The organism is Saccharothrix ecbatanensis, assembly GCF_014205015.1.
GTDB classification, from domain to species: Bacteria; Actinomycetota; Actinomycetes; order Mycobacteriales; family Pseudonocardiaceae; genus Actinosynnema; species Actinosynnema ecbatanense.
In genome coordinates this window covers 525682-542197 of record NZ_JACHMO010000001.1, presented here as the reverse complement: position 1 = coordinate 542197, position 16516 = coordinate 525682, and the positions used below count along the sequence as shown (strand labels likewise).

Genomic DNA, 16516 nt, shown 5'->3' with positions numbered 1-16516 from the left:
CCGTGAGTCCTACGTTCAGAACGCGTGAGTCCTACGTTCGCGACCCCCGAGTTCAACGCTCAGTACAAGATCGACTGTTCTGAGCGTTGAATTCGGGGGTCCTGAACGTAGGACACGGTGGTCCTGAAGGTACGACTCACGCGTTCTGAACGTAGGACTCGCGCGGGGTGGGTTAAGAGGGTGGGGGGTGGGCGGTGCTGGAGCGGGGGACCAGCTCGGGGTCCGAGGTCTTGACCTGTTCGGCGGGGCCGCCGCCGATGACGTCCAAGAGGAGGCGGACGGCGGCGGCGCCGCGTTCGGCGATCGGGCGGCGGACCGCCGACAGGGCCGGGCGGACCAGGCGGCAGAGGGCGGAGTCGTCCCACGCGACCAAAGAGAGCTGGTCGGGGACGGTCAGGCCCAGTTCGTGCGCCACGCCCAACGCGGACACGGCCATCACGTCGTTGTCGAAAACCAGCGCGGTCGGAGGCGTCCCGCTGGTCAGCACGCGCCGGGTGACGCGGGCGGCGGCCTCGTCGGAGTAGTCGGCGTGCACCACGCGGGCCTCGGTCAGGCCGAGCCGGGCGGCGGCCTCGGTGAACGCACGCGAGCGCGTCTGGGTGTGCACGAACTTGGTCGGCCCGGCCACCCGGACCACCCGGCGGTGACCCAACGCCACCAGGTACTCCAAGACCTCCGCCACGGCCATCTCGTCGTCGGTCCACACACAAGGCAGGTCCGGCACGACGGGCTCACCCAACACGACAGCGGGCAGACGGAGCTCACGCACGAGCTCCACCCGGGGGTCGTTCTGCACCAGGTCGACCAGCAGCACGCCGTCCACCCGACGCTCGCCCCACCACCGCCGGTACGCCGCCAGCTCGGCGTCCGCGTTGTCCGTGACCTGCAACAACAACGACGTCGGCCCACCCGCCAACGCGCCCTGGATCCCCGAGATGAGCTGCATGAAGTACGGCTCGACGCCGATCACCCGCGCGGGCCGGTCCACCACCAGCCCGATCGCGTTCGCACGCCCGTCGCTCAGCGAACGGGCGGCGCTGCTGGGCACCCAACCGAGCCGGTCCGCGATCTCCATGATCCGACGGCGGGTCGGTTCCGAGACGCCCGGCCGGTTGTTGAGCGCGTAGGACACCGCTCCGGTGGACACGCCCGCGGCCTTGGCGATGTCCGAGATCGTCGGACGCTTGGCTCCCACCCGCGCCTCCTCGGTCGGTGATCAACGAGTCTAGACCGCCGTTCCGGCGGTTCCGCCCGGTAGGGTGATTAAGCGCTTAACGGATTACGTGAAAGGGGACCGCCGTGCCCTGGTTCGACCTCTCCGAGCGGGAGCTCGCGCTTTACCGGACCGAGACCGCCGAGCCGGACAACCTCGACCTCTGGTGGAAGTCACGGCTGGAGGAGGCCCGTGGCGGCGCGCTGCCGCCGGTGCTGACGCCGTACGCGGCCGACGCCTACGGACCGCTGGCGGTGTGGGACGTCGAGTTCTCCGGCTACGGCGGCGACCGGGTGCGCGGGTGGTACATCCGCCCGGCCGGTTCCGGCGTGGAGTCGCTGCCGACCGTCGTCTGCTTCATCGGCTACGGCGGCGGGCGCGGCCTGCCGTCCGAGCACACGTTGCTGCCGGCCGCCGGGTACGCGGTGTTCGTGATGGACACCCGCGGCCAGGGCGGGCGGTGGACGGTGGGCACCACCCCGGACTCCGGGTTCGCGGGCCCCGAGTACCCCGGCGTGATGACGCGCGGCATCGCCTCACCCGAGACGTACTACGTGACCCGCCTGATGGTGGACGCGGCACGTGCCGTGGAGGTGGCCGCCTCGCTGGACGGCGTGGACGAGACCAGGATCGCGGTGTCCGGCGGCAGCCAGGGCGGCGGGTTGGCGCTGGCCGCCGCCGCGCTGAACGGCGAAGCGGTGAAGGTGTGCCACGCCGACGTGCCGTTCCTGTGCGACTTCCAGCGGGCGATCACGATCACCGACGCGGAGCCGTACTCGGAGATCTCCAAGTTCCTGGCGCAGCAGGTGGACCTGATCCCGGCGGCCCTCGACACCCTGCGGTACGTGGACGGCGCGTTGCTGTCCCGCCGGATCACCGCGACCTCATTGCTGAGCGTGGGCCTGATGGACGACGTGTGCCCACCGTCCACTGTGTACGCGGCGTACAACGAGATCACCGCGCCGAAGGAGATGGTGGTGTTCCCGTTCACCGGTCACGCCACGCCGCGGGTGCACGACGAGCGCAAGCTCCGCCACCTTCGGGCGAACCTGTGAAGCCGTAAAGGCGGGGCGTGAGGGGACCACCGCCATAGCCCCCTCACGCCCCAGCCCGGTCAGTGGACTCGGCGGCTCTCCGGGTGCCCCAGGTAACTGGACCTGAGGCCTCCTGTGTCCACGACCAGCTTGGTGGCGGTCTTGTACATCGGCTTCATCGGCTTCATCGGCGCGTCGGCACCGGTGACGTGACGCTCACGGGGGTCACCAGCACCCGGTCGTAGCCGACGATCCTGCTCTCCCCGGTCAGCCGCACGGACTGCTTCCAGCGGATGTCCGTGCTGGAGCAGCCGACCTGGAGCACGATCTCGCCCGTCTCGACCACGCGCTTGCCGTCGCGGCCGGTGAACGACGTGCGGTCGGCGTGCAGCCGGAACGCCACCTCGGCGGCCTCACCCGGCTCCAGGTCGATCCGCGCGAAACCGACGAGCTGACGCACCGGCCGGGTGACACGGGCGACCGGGTCGTTCAGGTAGAGCTGGACGACCTCGGCGCCGGCCCGGTCACCGGTGTTGCGCACCAGGCACGACACCTCGACCTCGCCGTCGGACGGGAACTCGTCGCCCGCGGTGAAGTCGGACAGCTCGAACGTCGTGTAGGACAGGCCGTGCCCGAACGGGAACGCGGGCGACGGGTCGACCGAGCTGACCCCGCCCGGACCGCCGAGCGGCGGGTGCAGGTAGGTGGTCGGCTGGCCGCCGGAACCGCGCGGCACCTGCACGGGCAGCTTGCCGGACGGGTTCACGCGTCCGCTCAGCACGCCCGCGACCGCGCCCGCGCCTTCTTCACCCGGGAAGAACGCCTGGACCACGGCGGCCGGCTGGTACGGGCCGAGCGCGTAGGGACGACCGCTCAGCATGACCAGCACCACCGGCACGTCCAGCGCCAGCAACGCCTCCAGCAGGTCGCCCTGCACACCGGGCAGGGACAGGTCCTCGGCGTCGCAGCCCTCACCGGACGTGCCGCGGCCGAACAGCCCGGCCCGGTCGCCCAGCACGGCGAGCACCACGTCGGCGTCGCGCGCGATGGCCACCGCGTCCTCGATGGCGGACCGGTCGTCGCCGTCGACCTCGCAGCCCTTGGCGTTGGTGACGGTCGCGGCCGGGAACTCCTTCAGCACGGCCTGCACCATCGTGTCCATCTCGACACCCAGCGGAATCTCGGGGTGCTGCACGCCCACGTGGTTCGGGAAGGCGTAGCACCCCATCAGCGCCAGCAGGTCGTCAGCGCACGGTCCGACCACGGCGAGCTTGCCCGCGTCACGCAGCGGCAGCACGCCGGCGGCGTTGTCCAGCAGCACCACGGAACGCTCGGCCATCGTGCGGGCCAGGTCGCGCAGCGCCGGCGGGTCCAGGTCGACCGGCTCGCCGCGCAGCACGGCGGGCGACTCGGGCGCCCAGCCCTCGTCCAGCAGGCCCAGCTCGCACTTCTGCGTCAGCACGCGGACCACCGCGCGGTCGACCAGCGCTTCTTCCACCTGACCGGACCGCACCAGCTCCGCGAGCGGTTCGCCGTAGCAGCGCACGCTGGGCAGCTCCACGTCCACACCGGCGGCCAGCGCCAACGCGGCGGCCTCACCCGGCGAGCCCGCGATGGCGTGCGAGGTCTCCAGGAACGACACCCCGAAGTAGTCCGCGACCACCACGCCCTCGAAGCCCCACTGGCCGCGCAGCAGATCGGTGAGCAGGGACTCGTCGGAAGCCGGCGGCACGCCGTCCACCTCGGCGTACGAGTGCATGACCGACCGTGCGCCACCCAGCCGCAAAGCCATCTCGAACGGCGGCAGCACCACGTCCGCGAACTCGCGCGGGCCCATGTGCACCGGCGCGTGGTTGCGCCCACCGCGCGAGGCCGAGTAGCCCGCGAAGTGCTTCAGGGTGGCGACGATCCCGCTGGACTCCAAGCCCTTGGTGTACGCCGCACCGAGGAGGCCGACGAGGTACGGGTCCTCACCGATGGTCTCCTCGGTGCGCCCCCACCGCGGGTCGCGCGACACGTCCAACACCGGCGCCAATCCCTGGTGGACGCCGACGTCGCGCATCACGAGACCGACCTCGCGTGCCATCCGCTCGACCGTCACCGGGTCGAACGAGGCGCCCCACGCGAGGGGGATGGGAAAGACGGTGGCCTGCCAGGCGGTGAAGCCGGCCAGGCATTCCTCGTGCGCCATGGCGGGGATGCCGAAGCGGGTGTTCGCGACCAGCTTGCGCTGCGTCTCGGCCAGCACCTTCGCGCCGACCAACGGGTCGATCGGCCCCGTGCCGAACACGCGGGTCAGCTGGCCGAGGCCAGGCTTGGTCAACTCGTCCCACGGCGGCAGCGGCTCGGCGAACTCGTGCTGCGCGGGAGCGACCTCCTGGTCGGTCTCCGACACACCCACCCACACCCCGACCAGCTGGGCCAGCTTCTCCTCCAGGGTCAGCTCGGCCAGCAAGGCGGCGACCCGCTCACCGGTCGGCTTTCCGGGATCGGCCCAGATGTTCAGCACGGCGGCTCCTTCGTTGACGATCGGACGACGAGTTCGGTGGCCAGTTCCACCCGTTCCGTCTCCACGGGACGGCCCGCGATCAGGTCCGCGAGCATGCGGCCCGCGTGGCGGCCCATCTCGGTGAGCGGCTGGCGCACGGTGGTGAGGGCGGGTGACGACCAGACCGCGACCGGCAGGTCGTCGAACCCGACCACGCTCAGGTCGTGCGGCACCGAAAGCCCGATGATCCGGGCCGCCTCGATCACGCCCAACGCCTGCTCGTCGTTGCCCGCGAAGATCGCCGTCGGCCGGTCCGGCAACGCCAGCAGCTCGGCCGCGCGGCGGAACCCGCCCTCGTGCTTGAAGTCCCCGTGCTTGACCAGTTCGGGGTTGAACGCGATGCCCGCCCGGTCCAGCGCGGCGCGGTAGCCGTCGACCCGCGCCCGGCTGCACAGCATCCCGGCCGGTCCGCCGATGACGCCGACCCGGCGGTGGCCCAGTCTGAGGAGGTGTTCGGTGGCGGACAGTCCGCCGGCCCAGTTCGTCGCGCCGACGCTCGGCACGTTCGGCTGCGGCAGGTCGACCGGATCGATGACCACGACCGGGATGCGGGAGTTGGCCAGCACACGGCGGTCGGCAGCGGTCAGCTGGGAGGTGACCAGCAGCGCGCCCGCGCGCCGGGCCTCGACCAGCGACGCGGCCCACGAGGTGTGCTGACGGGGTTTGTCCGTGGACGAGACCACGACGTGCAGTCCGGTGTCCACGACACCGCGGATGATCTCCACCGCCCAGGGGCTGTCGAGAGCCGTGAACACGAGGTCCACGAGCAGGTGCCCGGAGGCCCGACGGGACCCCACCGGCACGTAGTCGTACTCGGCGAGCAACTGCCGCACACGAGCCCGTGTCTCCGCGCCGACGTCGTCCTTCCCGTTCAGGACTTTGGACACCGTCGGGAGAGACACCCCCGCTGCTGCGGCAATCGTGGCCAACGTGGCTCGACGCATGGGCCGATAGTATCGAAACTCGATCGAAACACAAGAGTGACCTTCTGACGTGCAGAAACATCACTGAGACGCGCCATCAGGTGATGCTTGACACCGATTCGGCACGGGCCTAGGGTCTGCGCAAGTCGTGGATGTTTCGAAATGTTTCGATGCCACGAATCAATTCCGCAGCGTGGCAGAAGGGTGGCGGTCGCATGTCCCGCCGTTCATGGGTGCGTCCCCTCATCGCGATGGGGCTCGTCGCCGTGACAGCAGTGGTGTCCGCGTGTGGTACGTCCGGTCCGGGCGAGACCAGCGGTGGCGCCCTGAAGATCTGGGCCCTCGAGGACCCGGTCCTCAACAAGATCGAGCAGAAGTCGATCGACTCGTTCAAGGCGGGTGGCGGTGACGCCTCCCTCGAGACGTTCGGCAACGACCCCTACAAGCAGCGGCTGCGGGTGGCCATCGGCTCGCCCCAGGCCCCCGACCTGTTCTTCAACTGGGGTGGCGGCAACCTCAAGGAGTACGTCGACGCCGGCAAGGTCGCCGACCTGACCTCCGTGCTGGACGAGAACAAGGCCGCCAAGGAGAAGTTCATCCCCAGCGTCCTCGACGGCGCGAAGCTCGACGGCAAGAACTACGGCGTCCCGATGCGGGGCATGCAGCCGGTCCTGCTGTTCTTCAACAAGAAGGTCTTCACCGAGGCCGGCGCGCAGCCGCCGAAGACGTGGGACGAGCTGCTCACCCTGGTCGACACCTTCAAGGCGAAGGGCATCACGCCCATCGCCCTGGCCGGCACCCAGGCGTGGACCGAGCTGATGTGGGCCGAGTACGTGCTCGACCGCTTCGCGGGCCACGAGGTGTTCAAGACCATCCGGGACAAGGGCCCCGAGGGCTGGAAGGACCCGGCCGTGGTCGGGGCCATGACCAAGCTCAAGGAGCTCATCGACCGCGGTGGCTTCGGCAACGCGTTCGCGTCCGTGGGCTACGACGCCGGTGGCGCGTCGACGATCCTCGCCCAGGGCAAGGCCGCCATGCACCTCATGGGTTCGTGGGAGTACACCAACCAGCTGGACCAGAGCCCGGACTTCGTGAAGAACGGCGACCTGGGCTGGATCGAGTTCCCGTCGATCCCCGGCGGCAAGGGCGACCCGTCCAACCTGGTCGGCAACGTGAGCAACTTCTACTCCGCCACGGCGGACTCGAAGAACCTGGACGCGGCGAAGAAGTTCGTCACGACCACGCTCCACGAGGACTCCTACATCGAGGCCCTGATCGAGGCCGGTGACGTCCCGCCGGTGGTGGGCGCCGAGGAGAAGCTCAAGAAGTCCGCGCACCCGGACTACGCGTCCGACATCTACAAGATGGTGCTGGACTCGAAGAACTTCCAGCTGTCCTGGGACCAGGACCTGCCGGCTGACAAGGCCACGTTCATGCTGACCCAGCTCCAGGAGTTCTTCCTGGGCACGGTCTCGCCGCAGCAGTTCGTCGACGCGGTGGCCGCGCGCTGATGTCGTCCCAGCGGCCTTCGGCCTGGTATGCCGTGCCGGCGTTCGCGTTCTTCGCCCTGTTCGCCGCGTTGCCCATGGTCCTGGTGATCTACCTGAGCTTCACCGCTTGGGACGGTCTGGGCACGCCGCAGCTCAACGGCGGCGAGAACTGGTCCCGGTTGCTCGATGACTCCGAGGCTCGCGCCTCGGTGTGGCGGACCCTGTTGCTGATGGTCATGTCGTGGCTCGTCCAGACCCCGATCGCGTTGCTGGTCGGGGTCTGGGCGGCCGGCAAGCAGCGGTCAAGGGCAGTGCTCAGCTCGATCTTCTTCCTCCCGCTGCTGCTGTCCACGGCTGCCATCGCACTCTTGTGGCAGGCATTGCTGGAGCCGAACTTCGGCGCGTTCGTCGGTGGCCCGCTGTTCCTGGGCGACCCGGACATCGCGCTCTACACGGTGGTCCTCGTGATCTCCTGGCAGTTCATCCCGTTCCACACCCTGCTCTACCAGGGTGCGGCGCGGGCGGTGCCGCCGTCGCTCTACGAGGCGGCGACGCTCGACGGGGCCACCAGGGTCGGGAAGTTCCTGCACATCACGCTGCCGCAGTTGCGCTACACGATCGTCACGTCGTCGGTCCTGATGCTGGTCGGCTCGCTGACCACGTTCGACACCGTGCTGATCCTGACCAACGGCGGACCGGGCACCGCGACCCGCATCCTGCCGCTGCACATGTACATCACCGGCTTCAGCGGGTTCGAGATGGGCTACGCGAGCGCGATCGCGGTCGTGCTGGTCGTGCTCGGCACCGCGTTGTCGATCGCGGTCATGCGGTGGAGCGGGTTCCGCTCGATGAGCAGCCAGCAGGAGGGGTCGTGAAGTCTCGTCCCAACTGGCCCGCCGGGCTGTTCGCCCTGGCGTGGCTGGCTTTCATCCTCGGACCGCTGATCTACCTGGTCACGGTGTCGCTGCGCACTCGATCCGAGTACCTCGGCAAGAGCGCCTGGGCGGTGCCGGACGCGCTGACGCTGGACAACTACGTCACCGTGCTGACCGGCGGCTTCGGCCAGTACCTGCTGAACAACGTGATCGTGACGGTCGCGACGGTGGGCATCGTGGTGCTCATCGCGGTGCCGGCCGCCTACGCGGTGGTCCGGAACACGGGGCCGTTCGTGCAGCGCGGGTTCACCCTGATCCTCATGGGTCTGGCGATCCCCGCGCAGGCCACGATCATCCCGGTGTACCTGATGATCACCAGGATGCAGCTGTACGACACGCTCACCGCGATCATCCTGCCGACGGCGGCGTTCGCGCTGCCGGTGGCCATGCTGGTGCTCACCAACAGCCTGCGCGACGTGCCGCGCGAGCTGTACGAGGCGCAGTCGATCGACGGCGCCGGCCCGTTGCGCGTGCTCGTGTCGCTGGTCCTGCCGTTGGCCAGGCCGGCGATCATGACCGTGGTCGTCTACACGTCGCTCAACGCGTGGAACGGGTTCCTCTTCCCCTTGGTGCTCACCCAGTCTGAGTCTTCGCGGGTGCTCACCCTCGGGTTGTGGGACTTCCAGGGGCAGTTCGGCACCAACGTGCCCGCGCTGCTCGCGGCGGTGACGCTGTCCGTGCTGCCGATCTTCGCGGTGTACCTGATCGGGCGGCGGTTCCTGCTCAGCGGCCTCACGGCCGGTTTCGGCAAGTAGCAGTCCCCGCTCCCCGGGCTCGGGCCCGTGCTCTCCCACGGGCCCGAGCCCTTCTGCTTTCCCGTAACATGTGCATGCGCAGCGTCTCAATCACTGGACGTTCGACAGTTTCGGTTTAGACATCGATTGTTTCGAACGGGTTACCGGGCGGCCGAGTGACCAACAACCCACCGGTCCCGCACCGCGTCAGGCGGCCGGAACTGGGCGGGGCTGTCGTAGACTGCCCTCATGCCGACCAAAGCCGACCCGTCACCCTCGGATGGCACCGCCTCAGGTAAGATCACCATCGCCGCCATCGCGGCCGAGGCAGGGGTTTCGGTTCCGACTGTTTCGAAGGTCATGAACGGTCGCGCGGACGTCGCTCCGCACACCCGGGAACGGGTCGAGGCGATCATCCGCAGGCACGGTTACCAGCGGCGGGCGGACGAACGCTCGAAGCGGTCCAACCTGGTGGAACTGATGTTCCACGAGCTGGAGAGCGCCTGGGCGCTGGAGATCATCCGCGGCGCCGAGCAGGTCGCCTCCGAGCAGGGTCTCGCGCTGGTGCTGTCCGAGTCGCAGGGTCGGCTCACCCCCGGTCACGGCTGGCTCGAAGGCGTCATCGCCCGCAAGCCGCTGGCCGTGATCTCCGTCTTCTCCGACCTCACGTCCTCGCAGCTGGCGAAGCTCCGCGCGCGGGACATCCCGGTCGTCGTGGTCGACCCGATCGGCGAACCCCAGCTGGAGACGCCGTCCATAGGCGCCACCAACTGGAACGGCGGCCTCACCGCCACCCGGCACCTGATCGAACTGGGCCACCGCCGCATCGCCATGATCGGCGGTCCCGAGCGGGTGCTGTGCAGCCGCGCCCGGGTCGACGGCTACCGGGCCGCGCTGGAGACGGCGGGCCTGGACTACGACACCGCCCTGGTGCGCTACGGCGACTTCCACGTGGAGTCCGGCCGCGCGCAGTTCGCCCCGCTGCTCGACCTCGCCGACCCGCCCACCGCCGTGTTCGCCGGCTCGGACCTCCAGGCCCTCGGCGTCTACGAGGCGGCACGGGCGGCCGGCCTGCGCATCCCGGAAGACCTGAGCGTCGTCGGCTTCGACGACCTCCCGGTGGCGCAATGGGTGGGCCCGCCGCTGACCACAGTCCGACAGCCGCTGCAGGACATGGCCGCGGCGGGCACCCGTCTCGCCATCACGCTGGCACGTGGTGAAGAGCCCGAACACCGCCGAATCGAGCTTGCCACCACGCTGGTGGTGCGACAAAGCACCGCCGCGCCGCGCTGACGAGCCGCCTAGTGGTGGTGGCCGCCCGGCTTCTGCGCGTAGATGCACCCCTGTGCCTCAGCGGGCACGGTGTGTCCTACTTGGTCGCCGGGCAGCACCGGAGTGCAACGCAGGTCGTGCAGTCCCAACAGCTCCAGGCCGAGCGTGCCGCTCAACGCGAAGCCGTTGCCGAAGCCGAAGTCCGGGTTGTCCGAGACCTCGCCGCTGGTGAGCGCCGCCTGCCACGCGCGCTGGAAGTCCGCCAGCTTCTCGCGCTGGAACACCACCAGCCCGAGTCGTTCGTACGGACCCGCCTTGCACGTCGCCCACTCCGCGATGTACGGCGCGTAGAGCTTCGCCCGGAGCGGGCCGACGAACTCGGCGAACTCCTCCATCGTGCGCGGCTCGACGTCGTCGCACTCCCCGGTCTTCTCCTCCACCCACTCGCCCACCTCGGACGAGGTGGCGAGGGGCGGGCCCAGCGCGTTGGCCGCCAGGCCGGTGGAGCCGGTCGCCGAGGAACAGGCGACCGACCCCACCAGGAGCGCGACCAGGGCCGCGCATCGGGCGAACATCAGGCCGTGGCGCACGAAGCGCCGTTGAGGGCGAACGAGGTCGGGTTCGTCGGCGTCCCCTGCGCCGAACCGTTGAACCCGAAGCTCACCGTCTGACCCGGCTGGATGTTCTGGTTCCAGCTCGCGCCCTTCGCGGTGGCCTTGCCCGCCGCCACGACGACGTCCGCCGACCAGGCCTGGGTGATGCCCTGACCCGCCGGGAGGTCCCAGACCAGCTGCCACGCGTTGACCGCGCTCGTGCCCGTGTTCTTCACCGTCACGTTCGCGGTGAAGCCACCGGACCACGAGCTGGGCACGTTGTACGTCACCGAGCATGCGCCGGGCGTCGTGCCACCGGGGGTGGTCGTCACGGACACCAGGGCCGAGGGCGGCGAGGTGTTGCCCGCCGCGTCCCGTGCCACCACGTAGAACTGGTACGCGGTGCTCGCGGTGAGGCCCGTGACGGTGGCCGAGGTGCCCGTGCTGGTCGCGACCGACACGTCGGTGGCGCCCGCCTCGCGGTAGACCGTGTAGCCGCTGACGGCCACGTTGTCCGTCGCCGCGGCCCAGCTCAACGCCACCGAGTTGGACGAGGCCGTGCCGGTGGGCGTGCCCGGAGCCGTCGGAGCGACGGTGTCACCGCCGGTGCCGCCGCCCGTGAAGTTCACGTCCGAGCAGCTGTAGAACGCCTCGGGGCTGTCGTTGCGCTGCCAGATCGAGTAGATGATGTGGCGGCCGGACTTGTTCGGCAGGGTGCCGTTCCACGAGTACTCGCCGCCGGACGCGACCGGGTTGGTGATCGTGTCGAACGGCGCGGGCTCCAGGTCGGACCACTTCAACGGCTGCGTGACGTCGAAGCCGTCCCGCGTGACGTACTGGTCCCAGCGACCGGGGTGCGGCGCCCAGGCGTTGTACTTGAAGTTGATCGCCGCGCCCGCCCGGAGGTTGGTCACCGGCCAGTCGCTGCGGGCCAGGTTGTAGGCGTCGTACTTGGTGGTGGGGCCGCACAGGTCGCCGTCCGCGATGATCTCGCGGTGCTTGCCGCCCGCCAGGCTGATGAGGTTGCCGTACCAGTCCCACAGCGGCTGCTTCCCGCCGATCTGCACCGCGGCGACGCACGCCGGGTTCGTCGGGTTCAGGTCGCCACCGCCGCCGCCGATCCGGCCGTCTTCGTAGCAGGCGTAGGTGCGGCTTGCGGGGTAGGTCATCGAACCGTGCGCCACCGCTACGCCGCTCTGGACGAACACCGTGGTCACACCGACGATACCGAGCGCGGCCACGGCCAACGCCCCTAAGCGCTTGAGTCGCAAGGACATCTCCTTCAGATCGACGGTGATCTGTGAACAATGTGTCTGGGAGCGCTCCCAGAATTACGATCGCACTACCGGTGACCGCACGTCAACGGTCTGTTTCAACTGGTGGCCGCCGGGTACCGCTCGACCATGCGGATCGCGGTGGTCGGCCAGATAGCCCGTGACCTGGTGCTGGTGGTGTCCGAAGTGCCCGATCCGGGTGCCCGCGCGGAGGTTCGGGAACGCCGCGAAGTGCTCGGCGGGAAGGGCGCCAACATCGCCCGCGGGGCCCGGCAGCTCGGCGCGACGGCCGCGTTGGTCGGTGTCGTGGGGGACGATCGGGACGGCCGCCTACTGGTCGAGCGGCTGGGCGCGGACGGCGTAGCGACGGCGGCGGTGGTCCGGCGGGAGTCGACCCGGACGGCGTTGATCGTGGACGTCGTGTGCGGCGGCGCGTACCGGTACCTGGAGGACGTCCCGAGTCGGACGCTGGTGACGCCGGAGGACGTCCGTGCCGCGGCGTCGATGTTGGCGGGGGCGGACGCGGTGATCGTCCAGCTCGAGCAACCTTCCGACACCGCGCTGGCCGCTGTGCGTGCGGCCGGCGGGTTGGTCGTGCTGGACGGTGCGCCGGACGGTCGCCAAGCCGAACTCCTGGCCGCCGCCGACGTCGTGCGTGCCGATCACCGCGAGGCGGAGGCGTTGGCGGGGCGGCGGATCACCGGTGCGGAGGAGGCCGTGCGGGCGGGACGCGAGCTGCTGGCGCGGGGGCCGTCGGTGGTGGCGCTGGAGGTGCCCGGTGAGGGCAATGTCGTTGTGTGGGACGACGACGCGGCGGTGATCCCGTTGACCGACGAGGACGTGGTCGACACGACGGGCGGCGGTGACGCGTTCGTGGCAGCCCTGACCGTGGCGTTGCTGCGCGGCGACCCTCCCCCAGTCGCCGCCCGACTGGCCACCACAGCCTCCGGCCGCGCCGTCGGTCACCCCGGTGGCCGAACCGACCTCACCGGCTTGGCCTGACCGCGCACCGAAGTGCGTGGAACGGGACCCCTGATGGACTAGCGCACCTCGGTTCCGTAACCTGTCCGAGATCTGAGCGGGTGTGACCCGTTCGGGCACCCTCACCCGGCTTCAAGGAGGATCGCGCGACCGTGGCGTCGAACCCTGCTCTGCGCACCGTCCGAGCCGCCCTGACGGCCACCGCCGTCACCGCGCTGGTCGGCGCCGCCATGCCGTTCCACCACGCCGCGGCAGATCCCGTGCTGCCGCCCAACGCCTCCGACGCGTTGAAGAAGTACAACGAGCTCTCCATGCAGGCCGAGGCGCTGAACGAGGAGCACCTCCGCGCGCAGGAAGCCCTCGGCACCGCGCAGGGCGCGCTCGACCAGGCGAACCGCGACCTCGCCGGCGCCCAGCAGGCCCAGGAAGCGCTGCGCGGCCAGGTCGACCTCCTCACCGAGGCCTCGTTCGAAGGCGCCCGCTTCAACCAGCTCTCCGCCCTCCTGGTCAGCGACTCGCAGCAGGACTTCCTGAACCGGATGAGCGCGCTCGGCGTCCTCGCGGGCGGTAACGCGGAGGCGTTGCAGGGGTTGTCCGACGCGGTGAACCAGGCGAACGACGCGGCCCACCGTGCCACCGAGGCGGCCGGCGCGGCGAACCAGGCCATCATCGACATCGACCAGCGCAAGATCGCCCTGGACGGCCAGATCACCGACGCCCGCAACGCCTACCGCTCGCTGAGCGCGTCCGAGCGGGCGTCGTTGAACGCGGCCGGCGACATGAGCGCCATCCCGGTGCCCGCGGGCCAGGCCGGGCAGGCGCTGGCGTTCGCGCTCGCCCAGCGCGGCAAGTCGTACGTGTACGGCTCGAACGGCCCGAACACCTGGGACTGTTCCAGCCTGATGCAGGCGGCGTACCGCACGGCCGGCATCAGCATCCCCCGCACCACCTACGGCCAGGCCACGATCGGGCGGTCGGTGTCGCGCAACGAGGTGCGGGCCGGCGACCTGGTCATCTACTACTCCGGCCAGACGCACGTGTCCATGGCGATCGACGGCATCCGCGCCGTGCACGCGTCCACCGAGGGCGTGCCGGTCAAGGTCCAGGACATCGACTCCATCGGACCGATCAGCGTCATCCGGCGCGTGGTCGGCTGATTCCCGACGCACTCCGGCACCGGTCGCACGCGTCCTGACGGGCGCGGCGCGTTCCCCTGGGCCTAGGCTGGGCGCGGTTGAGCAGACAGCCGCATCCTGCCGACCACACCCAGGGGTGGACATGGACGATTTCACCGACACCGTCGCGCTCACCGCGCGTGACGTGGCCGTGGGCGTGGCTGTCGTCGGAGTGGCCGGCGAGCTGGACATGGCGACGGTCCCGGAGGTCGAGGAATTCGTGCTCCGCAGGCTCGCCGACGGGATCGGGACGCTGGTCCTCGACCTGTCCGGCGTCACGTTCCTCGGCTCGACCGGCATCAACCTGCTGATCAAGGTGGACGCCGCGTGCGCGGAGGCGGGCACGAAGCTGCGGCTGGTGGCGACCACGCAGGTGGTGCTCCGCCCGTTGGAGGTCACGGAGATGACCGCCCACTTCACCATCGTGGGAGCGGTGGACGAGGCGAGCTGAGCCCGAACGGCGACGTCAGCCGCTCTGCTCCATGACGAGGATCGCGCCGTTCGGCTCACCGGCGTTGGACCGCAGCGAGCTGCACACCACCCGCACGACCACGTCACGCCCCTTCCGGTTGATCGCACCGACCTTCACCTCGGTCAGGAACGACGCGTCGCCCAGGGCCTGCCGCACCACCGGCCGCAGCTCCGCCAGGGGCAGGCCGATGTCGAGGTTGAGCAGGTGCTCGCCCACGGCTTCGTCCCGGCGCACGCCCCACAGCTCCTCCGCGCCCCGGTTCCACGCGATGACCCGCATCCCCGGGTCGAGCACGATCACGCCGGCGCGCAGCGAGGTGAGGATCGACTCCAGGAAGTCGTTCACCTGGTCGAGTTCGCGGGTGCGGTCGCGGAGCGTGTCGTTGATCGTCTGGAGTTCGTCGTTGGTCGACTGCAACTCCTCGTTCATCGTCTCCAGTTCCTCGTTGGTGGACTGGAGCTCCTCGTTCGTGGTCTCCAGCTCCTCCACGGTGGACTGGAGCTCCTCGTTGGTGGTCTCCAGTTCCTCGTTCGTGGACTGGAGCTCCTCGTAGGCCGTTTCCAGCTGCTGGTTGGCGAATTCGAGGTCGTCGAACAGCCGCCGGGTGGCGGTCACGTCGTGGAACACGATCGAGATGCCGATGATCGCGCTGTCCTGGCCGGACAACGGGTTGCCGAACAACGGGTTGAGGTCCACCTCCAGCCACAGCAGCTCACCGCCCGGCCGCTGCCACGAGACCTCCTTGACCCGCAGCGGCCGCCGCTCGTTGCGCACCTGCTCGACGTGGCCGCGCAGCTCCACCGGCCGGTACGACAGGTCGAGGTCGCGCAGCGGGCGGCCGACGTCCTGACCGCTCAACCCGAACAGCGCCTCCGCCTGCTGGTTGGCCAGCACCAGCACGTCCTCGCTGTTGATCACCGCCTGGGCGACCGGGCCGCCCGCGAACGCGTGCTCACGCAGCCGGTCCAGCCCGCCGACGTCGATCCGGCGGTCCTGCGCGAACGCGTGCGTGACGAAGTTCGGCACACCACCCCCGGAGCCGTTGGCCTTGCGGAAGAGCCGCCGCTTGAGGTCGATCGGGTCGAACAGGCGGCCGTGGGCGAGCAGCATCTCCGCCTTGCCGAGGAACAGCACGCCGCGCGGGGTCAACGCGAAGTGGAACCGGCCGAGGATCCTGGCCTGCGTCTCCTGGTTGAAGTACATCAGGGTGTTGCGGCACACCAGCAGGTCGATCCGGGAGATCGGCGCGTCCTGCACCAGGTCGTTGCGGCCGAAGATCACCGTGCGGCGCAGGTCCTTGCGGAACGCGTACCGCCCTTGGTGCGGCTCGAAGTACGTCGTCACCAGCTCCGGCGGCACGCCCTCCAGCTCGCGTTCGGTGTAGACCGCCTGCCGGGCGTGCGCCAGCGCCTCGCCGTCCACGTCCGTGGCGTAGATCTTGACCTGGCGGCGGAACCGCTCGGGGCCGAGCACCTCGGCCAGCACCATCGCGAGGGTGTACGCCTCCTCCCCCGACGCGCACCCGGCGCTCCACACCCGGATCGGCTCGTCCGGACCGCGTTCGGCGAGCATCGCGGACACCACGTCGTCGCGCAGGCAGTCCCACGCCTCCCGGTCGCGGAAGAAGCCCGTGACGTTGATCAGGATGGTGTTGAACAGCGCGTTGAACTCGTCCGGGTCGACCTGGAGGCGGTCGATGTAGTCGGCGTGGGACTCGATGCCGACCTGGCTCATCCGGTGGTGGACGCGGCGCATGAGGCTGGTGCGCTTGTACCCGGTGAAGTCGAAGCCGCGAGTCTCCTTGAGGTAGCGCAGCACCTCTTCGAAGTCCTCGTCCGGCGACTGGCGATCGCTCACGGCACCGAACGCTAC

At 69.9% G+C, this 16516-nt stretch carries 14 protein-coding genes; 8 read left to right on the top strand and 6 right to left on the bottom strand.

The genetic code is table 11. The features are described 5' to 3' along the window. Positions 1-172 precede the first annotated feature (172 nt). Positions 173-1195, bottom strand: a complete 1023-nt coding sequence (locus tag F4560_RS02510; protein WP_184915650.1) for a LacI family DNA-binding transcriptional regulator — start codon at positions 1193-1195, stop codon at positions 173-175. Between the two features lie 104 nt (positions 1196-1299). Here F4560_RS02510 and F4560_RS02505 point away from each other — a divergent pair, with 104 nt between their 5' ends. Continuing rightward, positions 1300-2268: an acetylxylan esterase gene (locus tag F4560_RS02505; RefSeq protein ID WP_184915649.1), complete on the top strand. Its 969-nt coding sequence runs from the start codon at positions 1300-1302 to the stop codon at positions 2266-2268. A 163-nt stretch (positions 2269-2431) separates the two neighbouring features. On the opposite strand, the gene F4560_RS02500 is transcribed toward F4560_RS02505, so the two are convergent. Then, on the bottom strand, positions 2432-4756 hold the full coding sequence (locus F4560_RS02500) for a beta-xylosidase/alpha-l-arabinosidase (protein WP_184915648.1): 2325 nt from the start codon (positions 4754-4756) through the stop codon (positions 2432-2434). After that, the gene (locus F4560_RS02495) at positions 4750-5739 is read right to left on the bottom strand and encodes a LacI family DNA-binding transcriptional regulator (RefSeq protein ID WP_184915647.1); all 990 of its coding nucleotides are present in this window, start codon (positions 5737-5739) and stop codon (positions 4750-4752) included. The genes F4560_RS02500 and F4560_RS02495 overlap by 7 nt, the downstream gene beginning before the upstream one ends. 194 nt (positions 5740-5933) lie before the next feature. Between F4560_RS02495 and F4560_RS02490 the strand changes: the two genes are divergently transcribed. From F4560_RS02490 to F4560_RS02475, 4 genes are all read left to right on the top strand, one after another. Then, positions 5934-7229 (top strand): extracellular solute-binding protein, encoded by a 1296-nt coding sequence (locus tag F4560_RS02490; RefSeq protein ID WP_221483307.1) that lies wholly within the window; start codon positions 5934-5936, stop codon positions 7227-7229. After that, on the top strand, positions 7229-8083 hold the full coding sequence (locus F4560_RS02485) for a carbohydrate ABC transporter permease (protein ID WP_184915646.1): 855 nt from the start codon (positions 7229-7231) through the stop codon (positions 8081-8083). The genes F4560_RS02490 and F4560_RS02485 overlap by 1 nt, the downstream gene beginning before the upstream one ends. After that, positions 8080-8898 (top strand): carbohydrate ABC transporter permease, encoded by an 819-nt coding sequence (locus F4560_RS02480; protein ID WP_184915644.1) that lies wholly within the window; start codon positions 8080-8082, stop codon positions 8896-8898. Before F4560_RS02485 ends, F4560_RS02480 begins: the two co-directional genes overlap by 4 nt. Positions 8899-9126: 228 nt before the next feature. Next, positions 9127-10170, top strand: coding sequence for a LacI family DNA-binding transcriptional regulator (locus tag F4560_RS02475; protein ID WP_184915642.1), 1044 nt, complete (start codon positions 9127-9129; stop codon positions 10168-10170). Between the two features lie 8 nt (positions 10171-10178). Here the strand turns inward: F4560_RS02475 and F4560_RS02470 are convergent, their stop codons facing one another. Further along, a complete protein-coding gene (locus F4560_RS02470; protein WP_184915637.1) occupies positions 10179-10739 on the bottom strand; it encodes a hypothetical protein in 561 nt (186 codons plus the stop codon). Next, complete coding sequence (locus F4560_RS02465) at positions 10724-12019, bottom strand: lytic polysaccharide monooxygenase (protein ID WP_184915634.1); 1296 nt, start codon at positions 12017-12019, stop codon at positions 10724-10726. The genes F4560_RS02470 and F4560_RS02465 overlap by 16 nt, the downstream gene beginning before the upstream one ends. Before the next feature lie 126 nt (positions 12020-12145). On the opposite strand from F4560_RS02465, the gene F4560_RS02460 reads away from it, so the two are divergent. The 3 genes from F4560_RS02460 to F4560_RS02450 all read left to right on the top strand — a co-directional run bounded on the left by F4560_RS02460 (position 12146) and on the right by F4560_RS02450 (position 14623). Next, positions 12146-13018 carry a PfkB family carbohydrate kinase gene (locus F4560_RS02460; protein ID WP_184928845.1) on the top strand — a complete coding sequence of 291 codons (873 nt, stop codon included), beginning with the start codon at positions 12146-12148 and terminating at the stop codon, positions 13016-13018. A 131-nt stretch (positions 13019-13149) separates the two neighbouring features. Continuing rightward, the gene (locus tag F4560_RS02455) at positions 13150-14154 is read left to right on the top strand and encodes a C40 family peptidase (protein WP_184915631.1); all 1005 of its coding nucleotides are present in this window, start codon (positions 13150-13152) and stop codon (positions 14152-14154) included. Positions 14155-14275: 121 nt separating this feature from the next. Continuing rightward, positions 14276-14623 carry an STAS domain-containing protein gene (locus F4560_RS02450; protein ID WP_184915628.1) on the top strand — a complete coding sequence of 116 codons (348 nt, stop codon included), beginning with the start codon at positions 14276-14278 and terminating at the stop codon, positions 14621-14623. Between the two features lie 15 nt (positions 14624-14638). Here F4560_RS02450 and F4560_RS02445 read toward each other — a convergent pair whose 3' ends face one another. Next, positions 14639-16501: a CheR family methyltransferase gene (locus F4560_RS02445; RefSeq protein ID WP_184915626.1), complete on the bottom strand. Its 1863-nt coding sequence runs from the start codon at positions 16499-16501 to the stop codon at positions 14639-14641. Between the last annotated feature and the right edge of the window lie 15 nt (positions 16502-16516).

What these genes read in the sequence shown, in the direction of transcription:
- F4560_RS02490 (WP_221483307.1), top strand. Translation starts at nt 5,934, where the DNA reads ATGTCCCGCCGTTCATGGGTGCGTCCCCTCATCGCGATGGGGCTCGTC.
- F4560_RS02450 (WP_184915628.1), top strand. Translation starts at nt 14,276, where the DNA reads ATGGACGATTTCACCGACACCGTCGCGCTCACCGCGCGTGACGTGGCC.
- F4560_RS02495 (WP_184915647.1), bottom strand. Translation starts at nt 5,739, where the DNA reads ATGCGTCGAGCCACGTTGGCCACGATTGCCGCAGCAGCGGGGGTGTCT.
- F4560_RS02460 (WP_184928845.1), top strand. Translation starts at nt 12,146, where the DNA reads ATGCGGATCGCGGTGGTCGGCCAGATAGCCCGTGACCTGGTGCTGGTG.
- F4560_RS02465 (WP_184915634.1), bottom strand. Translation starts at nt 12,019, where the DNA reads ATGTCCTTGCGACTCAAGCGCTTAGGGGCGTTGGCCGTGGCCGCGCTC.
- F4560_RS02475 (WP_184915642.1), top strand. Translation starts at nt 9,127, where the DNA reads ATGCCGACCAAAGCCGACCCGTCACCCTCGGATGGCACCGCCTCAGGT.
- F4560_RS02485 (WP_184915646.1), top strand. Translation starts at nt 7,229, where the DNA reads ATGTCGTCCCAGCGGCCTTCGGCCTGGTATGCCGTGCCGGCGTTCGCG.